Annotated in this window: 19 protein-coding genes; 12 read left to right on the top strand and 7 right to left on the bottom strand. The window is 69.4% G+C overall.

Features of this window, described 5'->3' with window-relative positions; all coding sequences use genetic code 11:
• Positions 1–4: 4 nt before the first annotated feature.
• Entirely contained in the window at positions 5–907 is a 903-nt protein-coding gene (locus M8231_RS07960; RefSeq protein WP_250202556.1) for a hypothetical protein, read from the top strand.
• Here the strand turns inward: M8231_RS07960 and M8231_RS07955 are convergent.
• Genes M8231_RS07955 through recG form a run of 3 tightly spaced genes read right to left on the bottom strand, consistent with a single transcriptional unit; the run spans position 904 to position 5,077 of the window.
• Positions 904–1,644: a polysaccharide deacetylase family protein gene (locus M8231_RS07955; RefSeq protein ID WP_250202555.1), complete on the bottom strand. Its 741-nt coding sequence runs from the start codon at positions 1,642–1,644 to the stop codon at positions 904–906. The two genes, M8231_RS07960 and M8231_RS07955, sit on opposite strands and share 4 nt — an antisense overlap.
• A 37-nt stretch (positions 1,645–1,681) precedes the next feature.
• Positions 1,682–2,977: a nicotinate phosphoribosyltransferase gene (locus M8231_RS07950; protein WP_250202554.1), complete on the bottom strand. Its 1,296-nt coding sequence runs from the start codon at positions 2,975–2,977 to the stop codon at positions 1,682–1,684.
• Between the two features lie 12 nt (positions 2,978–2,989).
• A complete protein-coding gene (gene recG / locus M8231_RS07945; RefSeq protein WP_249750426.1) occupies positions 2,990–5,077 on the bottom strand; it encodes an ATP-dependent DNA helicase RecG in 2,088 nt (695 codons plus the stop codon).
• A gap of 100 nt (positions 5,078–5,177) precedes the next feature.
• On the opposite strand from recG, the gene M8231_RS07940 reads away from it, so the two are divergent.
• Positions 5,178–5,507 carry an FAD assembly factor SdhE gene (locus M8231_RS07940; RefSeq protein ID WP_249750427.1) on the top strand — a complete coding sequence of 110 codons (330 nt, stop codon included), beginning with the start codon at positions 5,178–5,180 and terminating at the stop codon, positions 5,505–5,507.
• Positions 5,508–8,963 carry a transcription-repair coupling factor gene (gene mfd / locus M8231_RS07935; protein WP_250202553.1) on the top strand — a complete coding sequence of 1,152 codons (3,456 nt, stop codon included), beginning with the start codon at positions 5,508–5,510 and terminating at the stop codon, positions 8,961–8,963.
• Between the two features lie 3 nt (positions 8,964–8,966).
• On the opposite strand, the gene M8231_RS07930 is transcribed toward mfd, so the two are convergent.
• Complete coding sequence (locus tag M8231_RS07930; RefSeq protein WP_250202552.1) at positions 8,967–10,280, bottom strand: diguanylate cyclase domain-containing protein; 1,314 nt, start codon at positions 10,278–10,280, stop codon at positions 8,967–8,969.
• A gap of 289 nt (positions 10,281–10,569) precedes the next feature.
• On the opposite strand from M8231_RS07930, the gene M8231_RS07925 reads away from it, so the two are divergent.
• The gene (locus M8231_RS07925; protein WP_430641229.1) at positions 10,570–11,418 is read left to right on the top strand and encodes a YihY/virulence factor BrkB family protein; all 849 of its coding nucleotides are present in this window, start codon (positions 10,570–10,572) and stop codon (positions 11,416–11,418) included.
• Here M8231_RS07925 and M8231_RS07920 read toward each other — a convergent pair.
• Together M8231_RS07920 and M8231_RS07915 are read right to left on the bottom strand one after the other, a co-directional pair.
• The gene (locus M8231_RS07920; protein WP_249750430.1) at positions 11,372–11,629 is read right to left on the bottom strand and encodes a sulfurtransferase TusA family protein; all 258 of its coding nucleotides are present in this window, start codon (positions 11,627–11,629) and stop codon (positions 11,372–11,374) included. The genes M8231_RS07925 and M8231_RS07920 overlap by 47 nt on opposite strands.
• On the bottom strand, positions 11,626–12,114 hold the full coding sequence (locus tag M8231_RS07915; protein WP_249750431.1) for a CinA family protein: 489 nt from the start codon (positions 12,112–12,114) through the stop codon (positions 11,626–11,628). Before M8231_RS07915 ends, M8231_RS07920 begins: the two co-directional genes overlap by 4 nt.
• Before the next feature lie 41 nt (positions 12,115–12,155).
• On the opposite strand from M8231_RS07915, the gene M8231_RS07910 reads away from it, so the two are divergent.
• Together M8231_RS07910 and M8231_RS07905 are read left to right on the top strand one after the other, a co-directional pair.
• Complete coding sequence (locus M8231_RS07910) at positions 12,156–14,453, top strand: spermidine synthase (RefSeq protein WP_250202551.1); 2,298 nt, start codon at positions 12,156–12,158, stop codon at positions 14,451–14,453.
• Positions 14,454–14,488: 35 nt separating this feature from the next.
• Positions 14,489–14,692 (top strand): hypothetical protein, encoded by a 204-nt coding sequence (locus tag M8231_RS07905; RefSeq protein WP_249750434.1) that lies wholly within the window; start codon positions 14,489–14,491, stop codon positions 14,690–14,692.
• On the opposite strand, the gene M8231_RS07900 is transcribed toward M8231_RS07905, so the two are convergent.
• Positions 14,684–15,826 carry a bifunctional 2-C-methyl-D-erythritol 4-phosphate cytidylyltransferase/2-C-methyl-D-erythritol 2,4-cyclodiphosphate synthase gene (locus tag M8231_RS07900; RefSeq protein WP_249750435.1) on the bottom strand — a complete coding sequence of 381 codons (1,143 nt, stop codon included), beginning with the start codon at positions 15,824–15,826 and terminating at the stop codon, positions 14,684–14,686. The two genes, M8231_RS07905 and M8231_RS07900, sit on opposite strands and share 9 nt — an antisense overlap.
• Positions 15,827–15,946: 120 nt before the next feature.
• Between M8231_RS07900 and dusB the strand changes: the two genes are divergently transcribed.
• The 6 genes from dusB to hflX all read left to right on the top strand — a co-directional run bounded on the left by dusB (position 15,947) and on the right by hflX (position 23,210).
• Positions 15,947–17,002 carry a tRNA dihydrouridine synthase DusB gene (gene dusB, locus M8231_RS07895; RefSeq protein WP_250202550.1) on the top strand — a complete coding sequence of 352 codons (1,056 nt, stop codon included), beginning with the start codon at positions 15,947–15,949 and terminating at the stop codon, positions 17,000–17,002.
• The gene (locus M8231_RS07890; RefSeq protein WP_250202549.1) at positions 16,999–19,266 is read left to right on the top strand and encodes a sensor histidine kinase NtrY-like; all 2,268 of its coding nucleotides are present in this window, start codon (positions 16,999–17,001) and stop codon (positions 19,264–19,266) included. The genes dusB and M8231_RS07890 overlap by 4 nt, the downstream gene beginning before the upstream one ends.
• Positions 19,267–19,276: 10 nt before the next feature.
• On the top strand, positions 19,277–20,683 hold the full coding sequence (gene ntrX, locus M8231_RS07885; protein WP_250202548.1) for a nitrogen assimilation response regulator NtrX: 1,407 nt from the start codon (positions 19,277–19,279) through the stop codon (positions 20,681–20,683).
• Positions 20,683–21,546, top strand: a complete 864-nt coding sequence (locus M8231_RS07880; protein WP_201216155.1) for a D-amino-acid transaminase — start codon at positions 20,683–20,685, stop codon at positions 21,544–21,546. Before ntrX ends, M8231_RS07880 begins: the two co-directional genes overlap by 1 nt.
• A 104-nt stretch (positions 21,547–21,650) precedes the next feature.
• Positions 21,651–21,896, top strand: coding sequence for an RNA chaperone Hfq (gene hfq, locus M8231_RS07875; RefSeq protein WP_003164861.1), 246 nt, complete (start codon positions 21,651–21,653; stop codon positions 21,894–21,896).
• The gene (gene hflX, locus M8231_RS07870) at positions 21,897–23,210 is read left to right on the top strand and encodes a GTPase HflX (protein ID WP_250202547.1); all 1,314 of its coding nucleotides are present in this window, start codon (positions 21,897–21,899) and stop codon (positions 23,208–23,210) included.

The raw sequence follows: 23,210 nt of genomic DNA, 5'->3' as shown, positions 1-23,210 counted from the left end.
GGTCATGGATATGCAACCGTCTTCTCATCAGCCGGTGTTCGAGGGCGTCCTGGCCCGGTTGTCGCCCCAGGACCGCGCCCGCGTCGACGCCATGGCCGCACCCGCCGCAGCCAAGGCCGCGGAGGCCGCGTCCCACTGGGAGTTCGAGATGCCGGCCAAGGCGGTGGACGCCGCCCTGGGTGCGGAAACCTCCGACGACGTGCGGCGCGGCCTGGTCGCCGCCTGGATGCTGCAGTTGCCCGGCCGCGTGACGGCGCTGGAGCTGCCGCCGGCGGTGACGGACCTCTACCCCTACTGGATCGAGCAGGTCGCGGGTTTCCTGGACAAGGCCGAAGGCGTCTACGACTTCGACCACTGGGCCAAGGACGTGCGCTTCTCGCTGGCGCTCAGCGTGCCAGGCGCCAAGAGCCAGGTGATCGACCTGTCTTCGCCGCTGGGGCCCAAGCAGATGCTGCAACACGCGCTGGACGGACGCGGGTTCGGGCCGCTGCTGCGCTATCTGGCGGCCGGGGCCAGGAAGGAACCCTGGCTGGAGGTGCACACCGAAAGCCGCTGGCTGCGCGGGTTCAACGAAGAGGGCTGGAACGAGGCCTGGGCCACGGCGGCCGAACTGTGCCGCGCGCGACCCGAACTGGCGGGCATGATCGGCTCCAGCTGGTTCTATGATCCGCCCCTGATCGAGATCAGCCCCCGCCTGGCCCACCTGCGCCTGAATCCGCTGAAGGGCGGGGCCTTCATGGTTCACCAGGGGCCGGGCGAAATCCACACCCTGCGCGCCGGCGCGGCCTCGGCCAGCCGCAAGGCGCTGATCGACAGCGGCGACTACACGGCCCGCTCGTGGCTGATGGTCTGGCCGCGCAAGGAACTGATCGCCTGGGCGGATCGGCGCAAGTCCGACGTCGCCTAGCGCGCCGCCCGCGCCCACGCCGCCCCGACCGGCAGGATGTCCAGCCCGGCGGCCTTGGCCAAGCCTATCAGCCGGTCGATGTCCTCCGGGCGGCAGCCGTAGGGGGTGGGACTGTCGCTGACGTCGTGGCCATAGGCGATCAGCCAGCCGTGGGCGTCGGCGGTGTCCTGAACCAGTTTCTCCAGGTCGTAACCGGGCAGGCGGCGGCTTTCGAGGCCGATGGCCTGGAGCAGATTGCGATCGGCGCGGCCGGCGTTGATCCCGTCGCGCACGCCGCGCCCGCAAAGGAAGCGGCGGTCGATCACCGGCTTGGCGCGCAGCGCGCAGTCCCCGAACGGATAGGCGAAGGTGCGCATCTCATGGCCGTCCAGCCGTTCGGCGACCCAGGCGGCGTTGCGGCCCAGGTCAGCCTCCAGTTCGGCGGGCGACAGGCCCAGGGTCGAGACGTGCCCATAGGTGTGGCAGCCGACCTCGTGACCGGCGGCGTGGAGGGTCTGGAGGTCCTCCACCTCGAACTGCGGCAGGTCCAGGTTGCGGCCCCCCGACAGGCCGCCGCAGACATAGTAGGTGGCCTTGATCCCATGCTGGGCCAGGATCGGACCCGCCTCGGTCCAGGCGGAGCGGGGAATGTCGTCGAACGACAGGCTTAGCACGCCGCGCGGCGGGCGGATCGTCACGGGGCGGACGTCCAGGTAGCGGCCGGCGCGGCGGCGCATCTTGTCGATGAAGGCGCTCATGCCGGCCTTGTGCCACGTGCGGCCTTAAGGGCGGGTTTCAGACGCGGACCGGCTGGGCCACCGCGCCGCGCACGCCGAAGACCCGGCGATAGCGGTCGATCTCGCCCGGCTCGCCGACCGCCTTTTCCGGATTGTCCGACAGCTTGACGGCGGGACGGCCGCCCGCCTCGACCACCTTGCAGACCAGCGAGATCGGCTCCAGTTCCGGCGCCGGGGCGGGCGAGCAGTCGCGGAAGTCGTTGGTCAGATTGGTGCCCCAGCCGAAGCTGAGCCGGGCGCGGCCGTGGAAGCGCGCATGGACCGCCTCGATGGATTCGACATCCATGCCGTCCGAGAAGATCAGCAGCTTCTTGGCCGGATCGCGCCCGCGGCCCTTCCACCAGGCGATGAGCCGTTCGCCCGCCTCGATCGGCGGCGCGGAATCCGGGCGGAAGCCGGTCCAGTCGGCGACCCAGTCCGGCGCCTGGTCCAGGAAGGCCTCGGTGCCGAAGGCGTCGGGCAGGACGATCAGCAGATTTCCCGCGTAGTGGCGTCGCCATTCGTCCAGCACGGCGTAGGGCGTGGCCGCCAGGGCGTCGTCGTCGGGCGCCAGGGCCGCCATGACCATAGGCAGCTCATGGCCGTTGGTGCCGATGGCCTCCAGGTCGTTCTCCATCGCATGAAGCACGTTCGAGGTGCCGATGAAGGACCGCCCCAGCCCCTCCTGCAGCGCCTGGATGCACCAGCGCTGCCACAGGAAGCCGTGACGGCGCCGGGTGCCGAAGTCCGACAGGGCCAGGTCGGGCAGGGCGCGCAGCCGCTCCAGCTTGGACCACAGCCGGGTCTTGGCCCGCGAATAGAGGATGTCCAGTTCGAACCGGCCCAGCCGCCGCAGGCCCGCGCGGCATCGCAGCTCGTTCAGGATGGCGAGCGCTGGGATTTCCCACAACGTCACCTCGGCCCAGGGGCCTGAGAAGGTCAGCACATACTGGCCGTCCTCGATGCGCAGGTCGTAATCGGGAAGGCGATAATCGGCCAGCCAGGCCATGAAGTCCGGCGAGAAGATCTGCCTGACGCCATAGAAGCTGTTGCCGGCCAGCCAGACCAGTTCCTTGTTGGAGAAGCGCAGGGTGCGGGCGTGGTCCAGCTGTTCGCGCAGCGCGCCGACGTCGATGTCATCGGCCAACCGAACCGAGCGCGTACGGTTGATGACCTGGAAGGTGACCGGCACATCCCGATGTTCGCGCCAGATCAGCTGCAGCATCAGCAGCTTGTAGAAGTCGGTGTCCAGAAGACTGCGGACGATCGGGTCCAGGCGAAAGCCGTGGTCATAGGCGCGTTTGGCGAGATCCATCGGGCGACCCTATCAGTCCGAACCGGCCTTGTGGGCCTTCCAGTCGAACAGTTCCTCCAGCACCCGGATCGCCTGGCCGCGCGGGGACGCCAGGTCGGGATCGCGGTTCATCACCAAGCGGGCGTCGTCGGCCGCCGCCAGCATCAGGGCGCGTTGGCGGATCGGATCGGCGAAGCGATAGGCGGGAAAGCCGCTCTGTTTCAGGCCCAGCGGGTCGCCGCCGCCGCGCAGCCGGAAATCCTCCTCGGCGATGACGAAGCCGTCCTCGGTGCGGCGCAGGGTCTCCAGCCGCTCCTTGGCCGTTTCGCCGAGCGCGCCGTCCTGGCCGCCGTACAGCAGGATGCAGGCGCTGGCCTTGGCGCCGCGCCCGACCCGGCCGCGCAGCTGGTGCAACTGGGCCAGGCCGAAGCGGTCGGCGTGCTCGATCACCATGATGGAGGCGTTGGGCACGTCGACGCCGACCTCGACCACGGTGGTGGCGACCAGCACGGGCAGGCGGCCGTCGGCGAAGTCGGCCATGACGGCCTCGCGCTCGGCGCCGGGCATCTGGCCGTGCGCCAGGCCGACCTCCACGCCCAGCAGGCGGCGCAGGTCGTCGGCGCGATCGACGGCGGCGGCCAGGTCGACGGCCTCGGATTCCGCGACCAGCGGGCAGATCCAATAGGCCTGGGCGCCGCTTTCGACCGCCGCCTTGAGGCGCGCCGCCACTTCGCCGATGCGGGTCAGGGGCAGCACGGCTGTGGTCACCGGCGTGCGGCCGGGCGGCTTTTCGGTCAGGCGGCTGACCTCCAGCTCGCCATACTGGGTCAGCTCCAGCGTGCGCGGGATGGGGGTGGCCGACATGGTCAGCAGATGCACGGCGCCCAGGCGCGGATCGCCCTTGGCCTGAAGGCGCTGGCGTTCGCCGACGCCGAAGCGGTGCTGTTCGTCGATCACCGCCAGGGCCAGCCGGTCGAAGCGGACGGCGTCCTGGAACAGGGCGTGGGTGCCGATGGCGACCGGGGCCGCACCGGAAGCGAGGGCGGCCAGTTTCTCGCGCCGCTGGCCGTTCGTGTCGCGGCCGGTCAGCAGGACGGATGGCACGCCGGCGGCTTCCAGCAGCGGGCCCAGCTTCTCGAAATGCTGCCGGGCCAGGATTTCGGTCGGCGCCATCAGGGCCGACTGGAAGCCGCTGGCGGCCGCATCGGCCAGGGCCAGGGCCGCCACCGCCGTCTTGCCCGATCCGACGTCGCCCTGGAGCAGGCGGCCCATCTGCTTGCCGGACGCCAGGTCGCGACGGATTTCGGCGACCGCCTGGGCCTGGGCGTTCGTCAGTGCGAAGGGCAGGGCGGCCAATAGGTGGTCGGAGGCGGCGCCCGGCGCGATGACGGGGGCGGGCTTGATCTCTCGCGCCCGACGACGGCGGGCCAGGGCCAGCTGGTGGGCCAGGAACTCGTCATAGGCCAGGCGCTGGCGTACGGGGGCGTCGGGCGCCAGCTCGGCCTCGGTCGATGGCGAATGCAGGGCCTCCAGCGCCGCGCGCCAGCCGGGCCATTTCTGCTTGGCCAGCCAGGCGGGGTCCTGCCATTCCGCAAGGTCGGGCGCGGCGGGCAGGGCGGCCTGGACCAGCTTTCGCACCTGACGGGCCGTCAGCCCCTGCGTCGCGGGATAGACCGGCTCCGACATCGCCAGGTCGTCGGCCTTGTCCACCGCCACGATGTCGGGGTGGACGATCTGGACCTCGCCGTTGAAACGCTCGACCTTGCCGGACACCAGCCGCGTCTTCCCGCGCGGCAGCAGGCGGTCGATATGCTGGGGCGATCCGCCGAACCAGACCAGGTGGACGAAGCCGGTCTCGTCGGCGGCCCGGACTTTCAGAGGCGCGCCAGGGCGGCCCGGCGGAAACAGCCGGTCGATCGTCACCTGAAACACCCCGACCTCGCCCTCGGTCGCCGTGGCCGCCTGCATAGCTCGGCGGACGATCAGGCCCGCGGGCGCCAGGAAGACCAGGTCGCGCACCAGCGGCCCCGCCACCTTCTGCACCAGCGGCAGGACGCGCGGGCCGACGCCCTTCAGCGTGGCCACCTCGGCGAACAGCGGAAAGAGAATCGGCGGCCGCATGGGAGCGAGAACATAGCGGGACCGCGACGGGTGGCGAAGTCGCCTCAGGAACGCTATCTCCCGCGACCTGTTTGAAAGTCTGGACCGGGCAAGGATTCTTGTGACCGAAATCGACGCGCGCCCCGAAGGCGAAATCCCCTCCGACGAACGCAAGGCCCGGCTGGGCCGCATCCAGTTCCGCGCCTGGCGGCGGGGCTTTCGCGAGGCCGACATGGTGCTGGGGCCGTTCGCGGACGCCGTGGCGCCGACCATGAGTGACGAGGAACTGACGGCGTTCGAGGCGCTGCTGGACCAGGAAGACCAGTATCTCTACGGCTGGATCATCGAACGCGACCCCACGCCGGCCGAGTTCGACGGGCCGGTGATGGACAAGGTCCGCGCTTATATGCGCGCGCACGTGGCGGCGCAGGTCGGGCGGGGGATCGGCTGAATGGACGCCAAGGTCGAACACCGCGCCGACGCCGAACTGGGGGGCGCGCCCGAGGGACTGGACGCCCTGATCGTCGCCGAACGGCTGAAGGCGGCCGGCAAGGCCGGCGTCGGCCTTTTCGTGGCGCGGGATTATCAACGCGCCTCGGCCTTCATTCAGGCGTTCGGTTTTTTCTCGCAGGACGTTGAAGTCCTTGAATATCCGAACTGGGACTGTCTTCCCTACGACCGTCTGAGCCCCACGGCGGCGATCGGGGCGCAGCGCATGGCGACCCTGACGCGGCTGGCGGGCCGCAAGGCCGGCGACAAGCCCCTGCTGGTCGTCACGACCATCGCCGCGGCCATGCAGCGCACGCCGCCGAGATCGGTGACGACGGCTGCGGGCTTCGACGCTCGGGTCGGCCAGGATCTCGATATCGCGGCGCTGGAAGGTTACTTCGCCGCCAACGGCTATGTGCGGGCGTCGACCGTGTCCGAACGCGGCGAGTTCGCCGTGCGCGGCGGGGTGATCGACGTCTTCCCGCCGGGGTTCGAGGCGCCGGTGCGGCTGGACATGTTCGGCTCGGAACTGGAATCGATCCGCGCCTTCGATCCCGAGACCCAGCGATCGACCGGCCAGATGAAGGCGGTGTCCCTGGCGCCGGTGTCCGAGGTGCTGCTGGACAAGGACGCCATCTCGCGCTTCCGCACCGGCTATCTGAACCTGTTCGGCGCGCCGGGTGACGATCCGCTGTACGCCACCATCAGCGAGGGCGCGCGACGCCAGGGGATGGAGCAGTGGCTGCCGCTGTTCTACGACCAGCTGGACACGCTGTTCGACTATCTGCCCGATGCGGCCCAGCTGTATTTCGACAATCAGGTGGAGGCCGCGCGGGCCGAACGCTGGGACCTGATCGCCGACGCCCACGAGGCGCGCGCCGAGGCGGCCAAGACCAAGGGCAATGCGATCGCCAACCGCGCCCTGCCGCCGCAGAAGCTCTATCTGGACCAGGGCGACTGGAACCAGACGCTGGCCGGGCGCGACGTGCGCCGTTTCTCGCCGTTCGCAAGCGGCCGAGACGATGCGGGCGGGCGGCTGGGGCGAAGCTTCGCCGCCGAGCGGTCGCAGGACAGCGTCAATCTGTTCGGGGCGGTGGCCAAGCACGCCGAGGCGCTGAAGGCGGAAGGTCGCCGCGTGTTGTTCGCCAGCTGGACCGAGGGCTCGTCAGAGCGCCTGGCCGCCATGCTGAACGACCACGGACTGGAGCATGTCGTCGCCGTCCGCGAATGGAAGGACGTCCAGAACGCCCCCAAGGACGTGTACCTGCGCGGCGTCCTGTCGGTCGAGCACGGCTTCGTCACCGACGACCTGGCGGTGATCTCCGAGACCGACATCCTGGGCGACCGGCTGGCGCGCCCGCGCCGGAAACGTCGCGCGGCGAACTTCCTGGCGGAGGCCTCGGCCCTGACGACCGGCGACCTGGTCGTCCACGTCGATCACGGCATCGGGCGATACGAGGGATTGAAGACCCTGGACATCCAGTCGGCGCCGCACGACTGTCTGGAACTGTTCTATGCGGGTGAGAGCAAGCTCTATCTTCCCGTTGAAAACATTGATCTGTTGACCCGATACGGGTCGGATTCCGACGGCGTTCAGCTGGACCGGCTGGGCGGCGCGGGCTGGCAGGCGCGCAAGGCCAAGGCCAAGGAGCGGCTGCGCGCCATGGCCGAGGGCCTGATCGCCCTGGCCGCCAAGCGGGCCCTGCGCGAAACCGACGCCGTCACCCCGCCGCCGGGTCTGTTCGCCGAGTTCTGCGCCCGCTTTCCCTATGAGGAGACCGACGACCAGCTGAACGCCATCGGCGACGTGCTGGAGGACCTGGGCAAGGGCGTGCCCATGGATCGGCTGATCTGCGGCGACGTCGGCTTCGGCAAGACCGAGGTGGCGCTGCGGGCCGCCTTCGTCGTGGCCCTGTCGGGCCAGCAGGTGGCCATCGTCGCGCCCACGACCCTGCTGGCGCGTCAGCACTTCAAGACCTTCAAGGAACGTTTCGCCGGCTGGCCGGTCAATGTGCGCCAGCTGTCGCGCATGGTTCCGGCCAAGGAAGCCTCAGAGACGCGCGCCGGTCTGAAGGACGGCTCCATAGAGATCGTGGTCGGCACACACGCCGTCCTGTCCGAACAGGTCGGGTTCAAGAACCTGGGCCTGGTGATCGTGGACGAGGAGCAGCACTTCGGCGTCAAGCACAAGGAGAAGCTGAAGACGCTGCGGGCCGACGTCCATCTGCTGACCCTGACCGCCACGCCGATCCCGCGCACCCTGCAGATGGCCCTGACCGGCATTCGCGAGATGTCGATCATCGCCACCCCGCCGGTCGATCGTCTGGCGGTCCGCACCTATGTGACGCCGCGGGATCCGGTTCTGGTGCGCGAGGCCCTGCTGCGCGAAAAGTATCGCGGGGGACAGGCCTATTATGTCGCGCCGCGCCTGAAAGACCTGCCGGACATCGAGCGGTTCCTGCGCGAACAGGTCCCCGAGGTGAAGTTCGTCGTCGGCCACGGCCAGATGAGCGCGACCCAGCTGGAGGAGGTGATGAGCGCCTTCTACGACGGGGAATACGACGTGCTGGTCTCCACCACCATCGTCGAGAGCGGTCTGGACATTCCGACGGCCAACACCCTGGTCGTGCACCGCGCCGACATGTTCGGCCTGGCCCAGCTTTATCAGATCCGGGGCCGGGTCGGCCGCTCCAAGGCGCGGGCCTTCGCCTATCTGACCACCGATCCGGTCAAGCCGATGACCCCGTCCGCCGAGCGGCGGCTGCAGGTCCTGCAGTCGCTGGACAACCTGGGCGCCGGCTTCCAGCTGGCCAGCCACGACCTGGACCAGCGCGGCGGCGGCAATCTGCTGGGCGACGAACAGTCGGGCCACATCCGCGAGGTGGGCGTCGAACTGTACCAGCAAATGCTGGAGGACGCCGTCGCCGAGCTGAAGGAGAAGGGTGAGGGCGGCGCGGTCGACCGCGGCTGGTCGCCGGCGATCAATGTCGGTGCTTCCGTCCTGATTCCGGAAGATTACGTGCCGGACCTGAACGTTCGTCTCAGCCTCTATCGGCGCCTGTCGGACGCCGAGCAGAGCGAGGACCGCGAAGCCCTGGCCGCGGAACTGATCGACCGCTTCGGCCCCCTGCCGGACGAGGCGCGGCAGCTGTTGAAAATCGTCGGCATCAAGGCCAACTGCCGCCGGGCCAATATCGAGAAGATCGACATCGGGCCCAAGGGCGCGGTCCTGACGCTGCGCGACAACACCTTCCCCAATCCTGCGGGGCTGATCGGCCTGATCCAGAAGAACCACGCCTTCTGGAAGATCCGGCCGGATCAGAAGATCGTGGTGTCGGGCGAATGGCCCTCGGCCGAGGATCGACTGAAGGTCGCCGAACGGATCACCGCAGACCTGGCGCGCGTGGCGGCCGCCTGATCGTCAGAGTTGACCGACCTTGGCGAACAGGTCGGTCGACGCGCGCTCCAGCAGAAGGCCCGGCGTCTCGTCGGGCCTGAGCTCGGCCGCGCCGACGTCGAACTCGGCCACGAAGGGCGACCGGTCGGGACCGGCGTCGAAGGCGGTGCAGCCGATGACCGCCGCGATCCGCTCGGCCGCCAGACGGGCCGCCTCGCCCCGCGTCGCCGGCAGGGCCAAGGCGAAGACCTCCTTGGCCAGGCGCGCCGCCGTATCCTCGACCCGGACCAGACGCGAGATCATGGCGCCGATCTGGGGCATGGCGCGGTCCAGCCAGCCGCCCTGACGCGCCAGGGTGACGGCGTCGCCTTCGCGCACCCGCAGCACGCACACCGACAGGGGCCGGCGGCGCGCGCGCGAAGCCTCGGCGACGCGACCCAGATGGGCGGCGAACAGTTCAGCGGTGAACAGGCCGGTCGAAGGGTCCATGATTTCCAGGCTGCGGACCGAATCCAGCGCCTTGCGGATGATCAGCTGGCGACGGTGCGACTGGGCCAGGGCCAGAACCCGCTCGGCGGTCTCGATCTCGGGCGTGTCGGAGGAGGCGACGTCGGCGAAGCCGCGATGGAACAGCTCGCCCAGATTTATCTCGTTCTTGCCTCGCAGATAGAGCATCAGCGGGATGTGATAGAGGCGCGTGTTGCGCTTCATGCCCGAGGCGATGGACAGGGCGGGCGCATGGTCGTCGGCGCCCCACAGGACGGCGGCGTCGAAGCTGCTCTCGTGCAGGAAATCGAAGGCGGTGTAGGGCGTGGGGGCCGCCACCACTTCAGCCCCCCCGGCGGCGAGCGCGTTCGACAGCGCCAGAAAGCGCCGATCCGCGGCGCCGGCCGCGAGGATGCGAAGCGGCGGGTCGTCCGACGCGCGCGTGTCCAGGCCGACGCCGCGCGCGGCCAAGGTGGAGGCGCGAAGCCGGAACTCCTCCTCGGCGATGGCCGCGCGAATCAACTGTTCCAGCCGCAACGAGGCCTGGACGGGGTGCGGCGCCTTGGACATGGCCAGGTCGGCGCCAGGCGCGGCCTCCGGGCGCGCGCCCACCACCATCACCGGCAGACGGCGCGGTTCGGCGGCGTGGCGAAGGCGCGCCAGAACCTCGGGCGTGAAGTTGTCGGCGTCGACGATGGCGGCTTCCAGCGGGAAGTCCCCAAGCGTGGCCTGGGCCGCTTCCACCGTGCGGGCCGTGACGGTTCTCCAGCCCAAGGCGTCCAGCCCCGCCGTCAGACGATCGACCCGTTCGTCGTTCGACGCCAGAACCAGTACGCGCGTATCGAATTCCAAACCGGTCTTTCCCCTTGCGGCTTCGCCGCATCCTTGGCCCCGCGAGGCGCGGCAAGCATAGCGACGGGCGGGCATGTCAGGCAACGCTGCAGGTTGATGGGCCGAGGGAAATCCGGGGCGGGACGGGAAGGGTTCCCATGTCGGGCAAATCGGTTAGTTTCCCCCGCTTGTCGAGGCGGTCGAGAGAATCCGGTTGAGCGCGCATCTTAGCCGCACGGTGCTGAAGGCGCCGGACTTTTGGGGCCGACTGGCGGTACGGGCGTTCGCCCGCAGTTGGGGCCGCGACGTCATGCTCTACACCGGCGGGGTGTCCTTCTTCGCCCTGCTGGCCGTATTTCCCGCCATCGCCATCCTGATCGGCTTCTACAAGCTGGGACTGTCCATCGGTCAGGTCAGCGAGCAGGCGGCGGCGCTGGCCGACCTTCTTCCCGCTGCGGCGCAGGGGATATTCGAAGACGAGATCAGCCGGCTGGCCAACGCCTCGGCCCGCACCGTTTCGGCCCAGAGCGCCTTCGCCCTGCTGGTCGGCGCCTATGCCGCCCACAGGGGATTCAAGGCCTTGCTGGCCGGTCTGAACCTGATTCACGATGAAACGGAGCCGCACGGCTTCTTTCGATTCAACCTCCTGGCCTTCTTCGTGGCCATCTTCGCCTTCGCCCTGTTCACCATCGTGTCCGGCGCGGTGGTGACGGTGCGGATCCTGGCGCACGCGGCCTCCCCGGCGGGCGCGCAGAGCGGCGGCGGGCTGGGTCCGCTGGACACCCTGCTGCCGGCGCTGGGCCTGGCCTTGGGCCTGACGCTGCTCTATCGCTACGCCATGAGCCATCGGTCGCCGGTGGCGTGGCTGCCCTCGCTGGTCGGGGGACTGGTGGCGACGCTGATGTCGGTGGTGGCGTCCTGGCTTTGCGCCATCTACGTCGAACAGATCGCGCCGCTGGGGGCCACCTACGGCTCGGTCGGCGCGGTGGTGGTGCTGCTGATCTGGTTGTCGTGGAACGTCAACGCCATCTTCTACGGCGGCGCCTTCGCCACCGAGATGGAGATCGCCGCCCGGCGGGAAGCGCGGCTGGAGCAGACCGCCGCGGGCGTGGTCAGCCTGTCGGAGCGTCGGGCCTCGCGGGACCGGTCTCGACTGTGATCCGCAGCACCCCGTCCGTCTCCTCGATCGAGACCAGCCGTCCGCCGACCTGACCCATCAGATAGGGCGCGTCGATCCTGGCCATGGCGTCGGTGGCCAGCAGCACCAGCCGCGTTCCCTCCGCCAAGCCCTGCATGGCCTTCTGAAGTTTCAGGCTGGGCGTCGGGCAGCGGTGACCCCGCGCGTCGACAACGACCGGGGGTCGGCTCACGCCAACTGGTCCGCCAACAGGGTCAACGCCACGCGCACGGCGGCCTGCCGCACCTGGTCGCGGCCGATGTCGCCGAACCGTTCCTCGCGATGGACCAGTCCCCGGGGCCCGACGGCCGCGAAATGGACCAGCCCGACCGGCTTCTCGGGCGAGCCGCCGCCTGGGCCGGCCACGCCGGTGATCGAGACGGCGACGGCGGCCTGGGCCTGGTGGGCGGCGCCCCGCGCCATGGCCTCGGCCGTGGGCCGCGACACCGCGCCGTGGGCGGCCAAGGTCGCCTCGGGCACGCCCAGCATCTGCACCTTCGCGGCGTTGCTGTAGGTGACGAAGCCCCGATCCAGGGCGGCCGAGGATCCGGCGATCTCGGTCAGGGCCGCCGCGACCAGGCCGCCGGTGCAGCTTTCCGCCGTGGCCACCATCAGGCCGCGCGCGGCGGCGCTTGCGACGATCTGTTGCGCCTGGGCGCGTATGTCTTCGGGGAACATGATCTTTTCATAGGCCGCGAGTCCGGCTCTAACCAGAGGCGATGACCCTCGCCGTCGACCCCGCTTCGCCTCGTCCCGACGTCAAGCGCGACAAGGCGACGCCATGGATGTTCGCCGTGGCGATCTTCACCTCGGCCTGCCTGGTGTTCACGGTTCAGCCGATGGTCGCCAAGCTGGTGCTGCCGACGCTGGGCGGGTCGCCGTCGGTGTGGAACGCCTCGATGGTGTTCTTCCAGACCGCGCTGCTGGTCGGCTACGGCTATGCGCATCTGCTGCAACGCGTCACGGCGCTGCGGACGCAGGTCGCGATCCACCTTGTCCTGCTGGCGGCGGCCGCGCTGTTCCTGCCGTTGCGGATCAGCGGCGCGCTGGGCGATCCCGATCCTTCGGCGCCAACCCTGTGGCTGCTTGGAACCCTGGTCGTTTCGGTCGGGGCGCCCTTCGCCGTGCTGTCCGCGACGGCGCCGCTGCTCCAGGCATGGTTCGCGCGCGTTCGCGCCGGCCATGCGGACGGTCAGAACCCCTACGTCCTCTACGCCGCGTCCAACCTGGGCAGTTTTCTGGCCCTCTTGGCCTATCCCATCCTGATCGAGCCGCTGGCCAGCCTGTCGGGCCAGAGATGGGGGTGGAGCGGCGGCTATGGTCTGTTCGTGCTGCTGGTGGCGGGTCTGGCGCTCCTCGTTTGGCGACGTCGATCAACGGCGGGCGGGGCGGTCGACCCTGCAGCCCTCGCCGCCAGCGCTCCGATGACCTGGCGTGAACGCGGCATGCTGATCCTGCTGGCCGCCGGGCCGTCCAGCCTGATGCTGGGGGTGACCGCGCATCTGTCGACCGACGTGGCCTCGGCGCCCTTCCTGTGGGTGGCGCCGCTGGCGCTGTATCTGCTGACCTTCGTGATCGCCTTTGAAGCCAGGCCGGCGATCGGCCTGCCCCTCACCCTGGCGATCCAGGGCTGCGCATCGGCCGCCTGCGCGGCGCTGATCGCCTTCCGGACCGGAGAATGGGCGGTGATCTTCGCCATCCATCTGGCCACCTTCTTCTTCACCGCGCTGATGTGCCATCAACTGCTGGCGGCGCGACGGCCGGCCCCGGACCGGCTGACCGAATTCTACCTGTTGCTGTCGCTGGGCGGCGTCGTAGGCGGGGTGTTCAACGCCCTGGTCGCGCCGGCGATTTTCAACATGGTCTGGGAATATCCGCTGGTCCTGATCCTGGTGGGCCTGTTCCGGCCCTGGGGGCGCGGTCCCCTGAAAAGGTGGGAAGTGGCCTGCATGCTGGCCGGCGTGGCGATCGCCCTGACCCCGCCCGGCGTTCTGGAGGCGATGCGTTACAGCCCGGAGTTCCGCGCGCAGGTGCCTGAACAGCACATGGTGCGAATGGCCCAGGCGGCGCTGGGCGTGGCCGCCCTGTTCGCCTTCCTGATCCGCGACCGGGCGGTGCTGTTCACGGTGGTGATCGCGACCATGGTCTGGTCCGGCTATCATATCTCTCGCGGCTATGACTGGGACCTGTCGGAGCGCAGCTTCTTCGGCGTCATGCGGGTGGCGACCACGCCCGATCCGGCGCTGGGCGGTCCGGTCCATGTGCTGATGCACGGCACCACGCTTCATGGCGCCCAGGCCCAGGCGGCGCGTCATCGGTGCAGGCCGACCCTCTATTACGCGACCTCGACGCCGCTGGGGCAGGCCGCGCTGCAGGCCCAGAGCCTAAATCCCCAGGGCGCCGTGATCGGCGTGGTGGGGCAGGGGGCGGGCGCCATGGCGGCTTACAAGCGGGCCCAGGATCGGCTGACGTTCTTCGAGATCGATCCGATGGTGGATCGGATGTCACGCGATCCGCGCTGGTTCAGCTTCATCAACGGTTGCGCCGACGGACCGGTTCGAACGGTGCTGGGCGACGCGCGCCTGACGATGACGCGCGAGGCGGCCGGTTCGTACGACCTGCTCGTCATCGACGCCTTCACCTCGGACGCGGTGCCGACCCATCTGCTGACGGTCGAAGCGATCCGGGGTTACCTGCGGCTGTTGAAGCCGAACGGGGTCGTGGTCCTGCACCTGTCGAACCGGAACCTGGAGATCACCCTGCCGGCCGAGGCGGCCGCCCAGGCGCTCGACGTCCCGAACCTGCATCAGATATACATCGAGCGCGACGATACGCCGGTGATGGCCGAGGCGTCGACCGAGGCGATGATCATCTCCCCGACCGAGGCGGGCATCGCGCCCTATCGCGACGACGGTCGTTGGCGTCAATTGCAGCCGACCGACGTGCGCCCCTGGACAGACGACTACGTCAACCTGTTCGGCGCGTTGATGCGCCAGTGGCGCTATTCCGTGCGGTGAGGGAGCCCGCGCCTTAGACGAGCGTTAAGGTGCGGATGACCGAAGACAAGCCGCCTGTCCTGAAGAACCCTCGTCGCCTGCTGAAGCTGCTGGGCGTGCTGCTGGGTGTGTTCGTGCTGCTCTACGTCGGCGTCGCCGCCACCGCCTTCCTGCGCAGCCAGGGCAGCGACGACCAGCGACCGATGACGGGAGACACCCAAGCCCCTGTTGAGGCCGCCCATCCGGCGACGTCAGGCTGAGGCGGGCAGGTCGACGGTGGCGACGGCCTGCGCGGCAAGGCCTTCGCCGCGCCCGGTGAAACCCAGCCCCTCGGACGTCGTGGCCTTCACGCTGACGGCGTCGAGCGGCAACGCCAGCAGGTCGGCGATGCGCTGGCGCATGGCGTCGCGGTGCGGCTTCACCTTGGGGCGTTCGCAGATCAGGGTGACGTCCACATTGACGATGCGCCCGCCGCGCGCCTTCACCCGTTCGGCGGCGTGGACCAGGAAACGGTCCGAGGACGCGCCTTTCCATTTCGGATCGCTGGGCGGAAAGTGATCGCCGATGTCGCCGTCGGCGATGGCGCCCAGCAGGGCGTCGGTCAGGGCGTGCAGGCCGGCGTCGGCGTCCGAATGACCGATCAGGGTCTGGTCGTGCGGCACCTCGATCCCGCACAGCCAGACGGAGCCTCCCGGCCCCCAGCGATGCACGTCGTAGCCCGAGCCGACACGGGTCTGGCGGGGGAGCAGGGCCTCGGCCATGGCGAAATCCTCCGGATAGGTCAGCTTCATCAGGCGCGGGTCGCCGGCGACCAGGGCCACCCGGCCGCCGTGTTGCTGCACGACCACGGCCTCGTCTGCGGGCGGGTGATCGTCGGTCCAGACGGCGTAGGCCTGTTCGACGACGCCGCGCCGGAACGCCTGAGGGGTCTGCGCGCGCCACAGGCCGTCGCGGTCCACGACGCCGTCCATGAACCCTTGCCGCCCGCGACGCAGGCTGTCGGCCACCGGCAAGGCGGGCAGGGCGCCGTCATGGGTTTCCAGCGCGTCAAGCAGCCGTTGCACGACCGCCCTGGGCAACAGCGGCCGCGCCGCGTCATGGATCAAGACCGGCTGGTCCGGAGGACAGGTCAGGGCGGCCAGACCCGCCTGGACCGAAGCGGCCCGGGTCGATCCGCCGATGGCCGCGCGCCAGCCGTCAAGGCCCGCCAGCGTTTCCGTCGCCCGCAGCTCGGCGCCGGGCGCTACGACGATCACGATCTCTTGCGCGCCAGTCGCCAGCAGAGCTTCGACCGAGCGCCGAAGGACAGGCTGGCCGCCCAGGTCGCGCCACTGCTTATCGCCGCCCGCGCGCGCGCCTGACCCGGCCGCGACGATGATGCCTGAAAACGTCATGTCGCCTTCTAGAGCGCGCGTCGAAGACGTGTCATCCGCTTTTCCGCCCGCGACATCGAAACCATCAAAGCGCCGCGGTCGTGCTTGACGAACGCCGCCGTAATGCGGCGAAAGGCCCGGATGACGAACCGTTTGCAGATCGGGGACGTGTGCGTGCCCGGGCGGGTGCTGATGGCGCCGATGACCGGCGTGACCGACCTGCCGTTCCGGCTGTTGGCCTCCAGGCTGGGCGCGGCCTATGTCGCGACCGAGATGGTGGCGGCGCGCGAACTGGCGCGGGCGCGGCCGGACGTCGTGCGCCGCGCGGCCGTGGGCGAGGGGCTGCCCCTGACGGTGATCCAGCTCGTCGGCCGCGATCCGGCCGCGATGGCCGAGGGCGCGCGCATGGCCGAGGCGGCCGGCGCCGACATCGTCGACCTGAACTTCGGCTGCCCGGCCAAGGAGGTGACGGGCGCGGCGGCGGGGTCGGCCCTGATGCGCACGCCCGATCTGGCGCGCCGGATCATGGAGGCGGCGGTCGGGGCGACGACCCGCCCGGTCACGGTCAAGATGCGGCTGGGCTGGGATGACGACAGCCGCAACGCCGCCGAACTGGCGCGCAGCGCCGAAGCCATCGGGGTCAAGGCGGTCACAGTGCACGGCCGCACGCGCAAGCAGTTCTATACGGGCCAGGCCGACTGGGGCGCCGTGGCCGAGGTCAAGGCGGCGGTGGCCGTGCCGGTGATCGTCAACGGCGACATCGTCACGGCGGACCAAGCGCGAGAGGCGTTGGATCGGTGTGGGGCCGACGGCCTGATGCTGGGACGCGGCGTCTATGGCCGGCCCTGGCTGGCGGCGCATCTGGAACGGGCGCTGATCGACGGCGTGGCGATGGAGGAGCCGGGTCCGCAGGCGCGCCTGGCGATCGTGCTGGAACACCTGCGCGCCTCGGTCGCCTTCTACGGCCTGCCGCTGGGACTGCGCATGTTCCGAAAGCACCTGGGCTGGTATGTCGAACAGGCCCCCTGGCCGGCCGATCCGCAACACCGCCGTGAAGCCAAGGCAAGAATTTGCCGGATCGAGACGCCGGAGGCCGTCGAGGCGGCTATGGCGGAGCTTTGGCGATCAAATTTGGCGCGGGTCGACAACTCCGTTGTTGAAACCGGGTCACGATTTGTGGACAGTGCCGTTGCATGACGGATACGCCTCCAGTTTCGGCCGCCTTGCCCGATCCCGCGTCGGGCGATGAGCCGTTCTGGGGCCGACTTGACGGCGACCGGGCGCGGTCGATCTTCGGCGTGGCCTATGTCGTGGCGGTGGTCGCCACCGCGGCGGCCGTCTGGCTGACCGTCATCGCGCCGGGCGCGCGGGCGGGCGGAGCGGGCGGATCGACCGGCCAGATCGCCCTGGTCGTCCTGGTCGCCAACTTGGCGCTTATCGCCGGCCTTGCGTTCGTGATCGGGCGGCGCGTCCTGGCGTTGGCCCGGGGCGCGCACGAGGCGGGATCCCGCCTGCACCTGCGTTTCGTGGCTCTGTTCTCCATGGTCGCGGTGATCCCGGCCGTGCTGATCGCCCTAGTGTTCGGCGTCCTGGTCAACCGCGGCGTCGACCAGTGGTTCAGCGACAACGTCCAGGCCTCGGTCGAGAACGGCGCCGTCGTCGGACGCGCCTACATCGAGGACGTGTCGCGCTCGATGGACTCGGACCTGATGATCATCTCCGATCAGCTGTCCAGCGCGCGCGGCCTGTTCGGCGACCGGATCAGGTTCAACGACGCCCTGGCCCAGGTCGGCGACATCTTCGGCTATCCGGCCATCTACATACTGAACGGAGAGGGCGAGATCCTGGCCCGCGCCGAACAGCCCGGCGCGCCGCCCCTGCTGCTGCCGCCGCGCGCCTACCTGGAAGACGCCGCCCAGGGCGGCAAGCCGCCCACGGACGTGACCCAGCATCCCGACACCGTGCGGTCCCTGATCGCCTTGCCGGCGTACGGCGACGCCTATCTCTATCTGGTGCGCCCTCTGCAGGACGGGCTGATCACGCGGATGAACGCCTCCAACGCAGCCATCCAGGCCTACCGGGAGGCCAGCGAAAGCCGGGCGCGCATCCAATCGGCCTTCCTGCTCAGCTATCTGGAGACGGCGTTGCTTGTCCTGGTCGGGGCGGTCTGGATGGGGATGTCGGCCGCCAGCAGCATCTCGGCGCCCATCGGTCGTCTGGTGAAGGCGGCGGGCCAGGTGGCCGGCGGCGACTTTTCCGCGCGGGTCGAGGTGGATCGCGCGCCGGCGGAGATCGCGACCCTGTCCGACGCCTTCAATCGGATGACCGGCGATCTCCAGGCGCAACAGACCGCCCTGCGCGCCGCAAGCGAGGAGGCGCAGGGTCGCAGCCGCTTCATCGAGACGGTCTTGTCCGGGGTCAGCGCCGGCGTGATCGGCCTGGATCGGCGGGGGCGGGTGTCGGCGGTCAACGACAGCGCCATCCAGCTTCTGCACATCGCCGAGGACGAGGTGCTGGGCCACGAGCTGGCGACGCTGTCGCCGGAGCTGAGCGACCTTGTGCGTCGGGCCGAGGCCCATATCGAAGAGGACATCGACGTCAGCCGCGCGGGAGAGACGCGAAGGCTGCGCGTCCGCATCGAAGGCGGGCAGGGCGGCGAGATGGTCCTGACCTTCGACGACATCACCCGGCTGGTCACGGCCCAAAGAAACGCGGCCTGGCGCGACGTGGCGCGGCGCATCGCCCACGAGATCAAGAACCCGCTGACGCCGATCCAACTGTCCGCCGAGCGGCTGAAGCGCAAGTACCGCTCCAAGGTCGACGAGGTGGAGATATTCGACCGCTGCACCGACACGATCATTCGCCAGGTGGGTGACATCGGCCGGATGGTGGACGAGTTTTCGTCCTTCGCACGGATGCCGGCTCCGCGTTTCGCGCCCGAAAATCCGGCCGAGATGCTGCGCGAGGCGGTGTTCGCCCAGCGTGTCGCGGCGCCCGACATCGTCGTGGACATGGACGAACCCTTGCCGAAAACCACCCTGTCTTGCGACGGCCGCATGGTCGGCCAGGCCCTGATCAACATCCTGAAGAACGCGGGCGAGGCCGTGGCCGCGCGCCGTCTGGCGGACGGCGAGGCGGCGGCCTCGGAAGACACCGGCGTGAAGGCTTCGCTGGACGTCCACGACGGCCAGGCGATGTTCGTGGTCGAGGATGACGGCGTGGGCCTGCCCGCCACCGACCGGGATCGGCTGACCGAGCCCTATGTGACCACGCGCGAAAAGGGCACCGGCCTGGGCCTGGCGATCGTCAAGCGCATCTGCGAGGACCACGGCGGCGAGCTGAGGCTGGGCGACGCCGAGACGCTGCGCGGCGCACGCGTGTGCCTGATCTTCCCCCTGAAACCCCCCGGAAGGACCGGCGAAGCGATGGAGCGCAGGCTCCAGACCATCGCCGCCGAATAAGCGAGGCAAGATGCGACCTACCGGTTCCGACATTCTGGTCGTCGACGACGAGGCCGATATCCGCGATCTGGTCTCCGGCCTGCTGGAGGACGAGGGCCATGCGGTGCGCGTGGCCGCCAACTCCGACGAGGCGCTGGCGGCGATCCGCGCCCGCAAGCCGTCTCTGGCCATCCTGGACATCTGGATGCAGGGCGGCGGCCTGGACGGGCTGGAACTGCTGGAGGTGGTCAAGGAGATCGACGCCGACCTGCCGGTGGTGATGATCTCGGGCCACGGCAACATCGAGACGGCGGTGACGGCGCTGAAGCGCGGCGCCTACGATTTCATCGAAAAGCCCTTCAAGTCTGACCGGCTGGTCGTGGTGGTCGAACGCGCGATAGAGGCGGCGACCCTGCGGCGCGAAAACCGCAGACTGCGCGCCCAGACGATGACGCCGTCGGGCCTGATCGGAAAATCGCAGGCGGCCCAGGCGCTGCGCGGCACCATCGCCAAGGTGGCCCAGGCCAACAGCCGGGTGCTGATCTCGGGTCCGCCCGGCTCGGGCAAGGAACTGGTGGCGCGCCAGATCCACGAAGGCAGCCCCCGCGCCCGGGCCGAATTCGTGGCCATCTCCGCGGCGGGCATGACCCCCGAACGGCTGGATGTCGAACTGTTCGGCGAGGAGGGCCAGGACGGTCGGCCGCGCAAGATCGGCGTGTTCGAGCGCGCCCACAACGGCACCCTGTACCTGGACGAGATCAGCGACATGCCGCGCGAAAGCCAGAGCCGCGTTCTGCGGGTCCTGGTCGATCAGCGCTTCCGCCGGGTCGGCGGCGAACAGGACGTTCAGGTGGACGTGCGGGTCGTCACCTCCACCTCGCGCGACCTGAAGACCGAGATCGCCGAAGGGCGGTTCCGCGAGGACCTGTTCCACCGGCTGAACGTCGTGCCGATCCGCGTGCCGGCCCTGTCGGAACGCCGCGAGGACATCGCCGAACTGGTGGAGTATTTCGTGGAGACCATCAGCGCCTCGCAGGGCCTGCCCCGGCGCGTCGTCGGCGACGACGCCGTGGCCGTCCTTCAGGTCCACCCCTGGCCCGGCAACATCCGCCAGCTGAGGAACAACATCGAGCGGCTGCTGATCCTGGCCACGGGCGATCCTGGCGAGCCGATCACCGCCGACATGCTGCCGCAGGAGGTGGCGACGTCGAACGGGTCGGCCGGGTCGCTGGGCGCCGAACGCACGATCGCCCTGCCGCTGCGCGAGGCGCGCGAGGTGTTCGAGCGCGAGTATCTGGCCGCCCAGATCATGCGCTTCGGCGGCAACATCTCCCGCACCGCGGCCTTCATCGGCATGGAGCGGTCCGCGCTGCACAGAAAGCTGAAGTCGCTGGGCGTTTCCCCCGCCCGCGGCGGTGAAGAGGAAGAGACCGCCTGATGTCCCGCGTCGCCTACGTCAATGGATCCTACAGCCCGCACGGCCAGGCCGTGGTGCACATCGAGGATCGCGGCTTCCAGTTCGCCGACGGCGTCTATGAGGTCTGGTCGGTCTTCGATGGCAAGATGGCCGACTTCGAAGGCCATATGACGCGCCTGCACCGCAGCCTGAACGAACTGCGGATCGACATTCCCATGTCGGCCGCCGCCCTGACCCAGGTGCTGCGCGAGACCATCCGGCGCAATCGGGTGGTCAACGGCATCGTCTATCTTCAGGTCACGCGCGGCACGGCGCGCCGCGACCATCCGTTTCCGGCGCCGGGCACGCCGCCCAGCGTGGTCGTGACCGCGAAGTCCATACCCTTGGCGCGGGGCGAGGCGCAGGCCAGGAAGGGCGTCGCCGTCCTGACCCAACCCGACATCCGGTGGGGGCGGTGCGACATCAAGACGGTCGGGCTTCTGCCCAACATCCTGGCCAAGCAGGCGGCCCGCGAGGCCGGCGCCTACGAGGCCTGGATGGTCGACGAGATGGGGCTGGTCACGGAGGGCTCCTCCACCAACGCCTGGATCGTCGACGAGAACGGCAAGCTGCGCACCCGCGACACCCAGGCCAATATCCTGAAAGGCTGCACCCGCACGACCCTGATGGAGCTGATCAAGGAGCACGGCGTCGAACTGGACGAACGCCCCTTCAGCGTCGAGGAGGCCAAGCGGGCGCGCGAGGCCTTCTTCACCGCCGCGGGCGCCTTCGTCACCCCCGCGGTGTCGATCGACGGGACCAAGATCGGCGACGGCAAACCCGGGCCGATCACCAAGCGCTTGCGCCAGCTCTATCTTGAACAGGCTCGCAGAGACGCCATTTAGGGCGTTGCTCCGGCGGGGAGGCGCCGTTTAAGGTCGTCCCGGCCCTTCCGGCCCCGCGCCGCTCCCTTACGGCGACGAACAACCAAGAACAGGAAAAACCTGCCATGTCGCAAGACAAACGTCAGAACCTTCAGGACACCTTCCTCAACTCGGTCCGCAAGACCAAGACGCCGCTGACCATCTTCCTAGTGAACGGGGTCAAGTTGCAGGGCATCGTGACCTGGTTCGACAACTTCTGTGTGCTCCTGCGCCGCGATGGCCAGTCCCAGCTGGTGTACAAGCACGCCATCTCCACCATCATGCCGTCCGCGCCCGTGCAGCTGTACGAGCCCGACGCCGAAGAAGACTGATTGACCCAAAAACTCATTGATCACGCCGCCCCGGTTCAGAAGGCGGTTGTCATCCACCCCGACGGACGGTCGGATTCGCCTCGTCTGGCCGAAGAGCGGCTGGAAGAGGCCGTCGGCCTGTCGCGCGCGCTCGACCTGGATATCCGGGGCGAGGAGATCGTGCGCATCCGCAAGGTGACGCCGGCCACCCTCTTCGGCGCCGGCAAGGTGGACGAACTGGCCGCCCTGATGCGCGCCGCCGACGCCGATGTCGCCATCATCGACGACGCCCTGTCGCCGGTGCAGCAGCGCAACCTGGAAAAGGCGTGGGAGGTGAAGGTCATCGACCGCACCGGCCTGATCCTGGAAATCTTCGGACGGCGCGCGCGGACGAAGGAAGGCCGGCTTCAGGTCGAACTGGCGCGGCTGGACTACGAACGCTCGCGCCTGGTCCGCACCTGGACCCACCTGGAGCGCCAGCGGGGCGGCACCGGCTCGACCGGCGGTCCGGGCGAAACCCAGATCGAGCTGGACCGGCGCCTGATCGCCGACCGGATCGTCAAGCTGAAGGCCGAGCTGGAAGAGGTGCGCCGCACGCGCGGCCTGCATCGCAAGCAGCGCCAGAAGGTTCCGTTCCCGACGGTGGCCCTGGTCGGCTACACCAACGCCGGCAAGTCGACGCTGTTCAACCGGCTGACGGGGTCCGAGGTCTTCGCCAAGGACCTGCTGTTCGCCACCCTGGACACCACCCAGCGCACCATCCGCCTGCCGCAAGGACGTCCGGCCATCATCGCCGACACCGTGGGCTTCATCTCGGACCTGCCGCACGAACTGGTCGAGAGTTTCCGCGCCACGCTGGAGGAGGTCGGCGAGGCCGACCTGATCCTGCACGTGCGCGACATCGCCTCGGCCGATACGGACGCGCAGGCCGCCGATGTCGAGTCGGTGCTGCAGCAGATCGAGATTCCCGAGGGCAAGACCCGTCGCGTGCTGGAAGTCTGGAACAAGATCGACCTGCTGGACGGCGATGCGCGCGAGGCTGTCCTGGGGCAGGCCGAGCGCCAGCAGCGCGACGGAACGGCGGTGGCGGTCTCGGCCTGGACCGGCGAGGGCGTCGAAAGTCTTCGCGAAACCATCGCGCGCCTGATCGACGACGATCCCGAGACGCGGGTGACGCTGGCGCCGGATCAGGGCGAGGCGCTGGCCTGGCTGTATGAACACGGACGCGTGACGGATCGTGAGACGGACGAGCTTGGCCGGACTCATGTCGCCGTGCGACTGCATCCTGCGGCGCTCGGGCGATTCGAACGCCTGTATCCTGACCTTGCCGGCTGA

It is taken from the genome of Brevundimonas albigilva (assembly GCF_023573565.1).
Taxonomy (GTDB): Bacteria; Pseudomonadota; Alphaproteobacteria; order Caulobacterales; family Caulobacteraceae; genus Brevundimonas; species Brevundimonas albigilva.
This window is presented reverse-complemented; position numbering and strand designations above follow the sequence as displayed.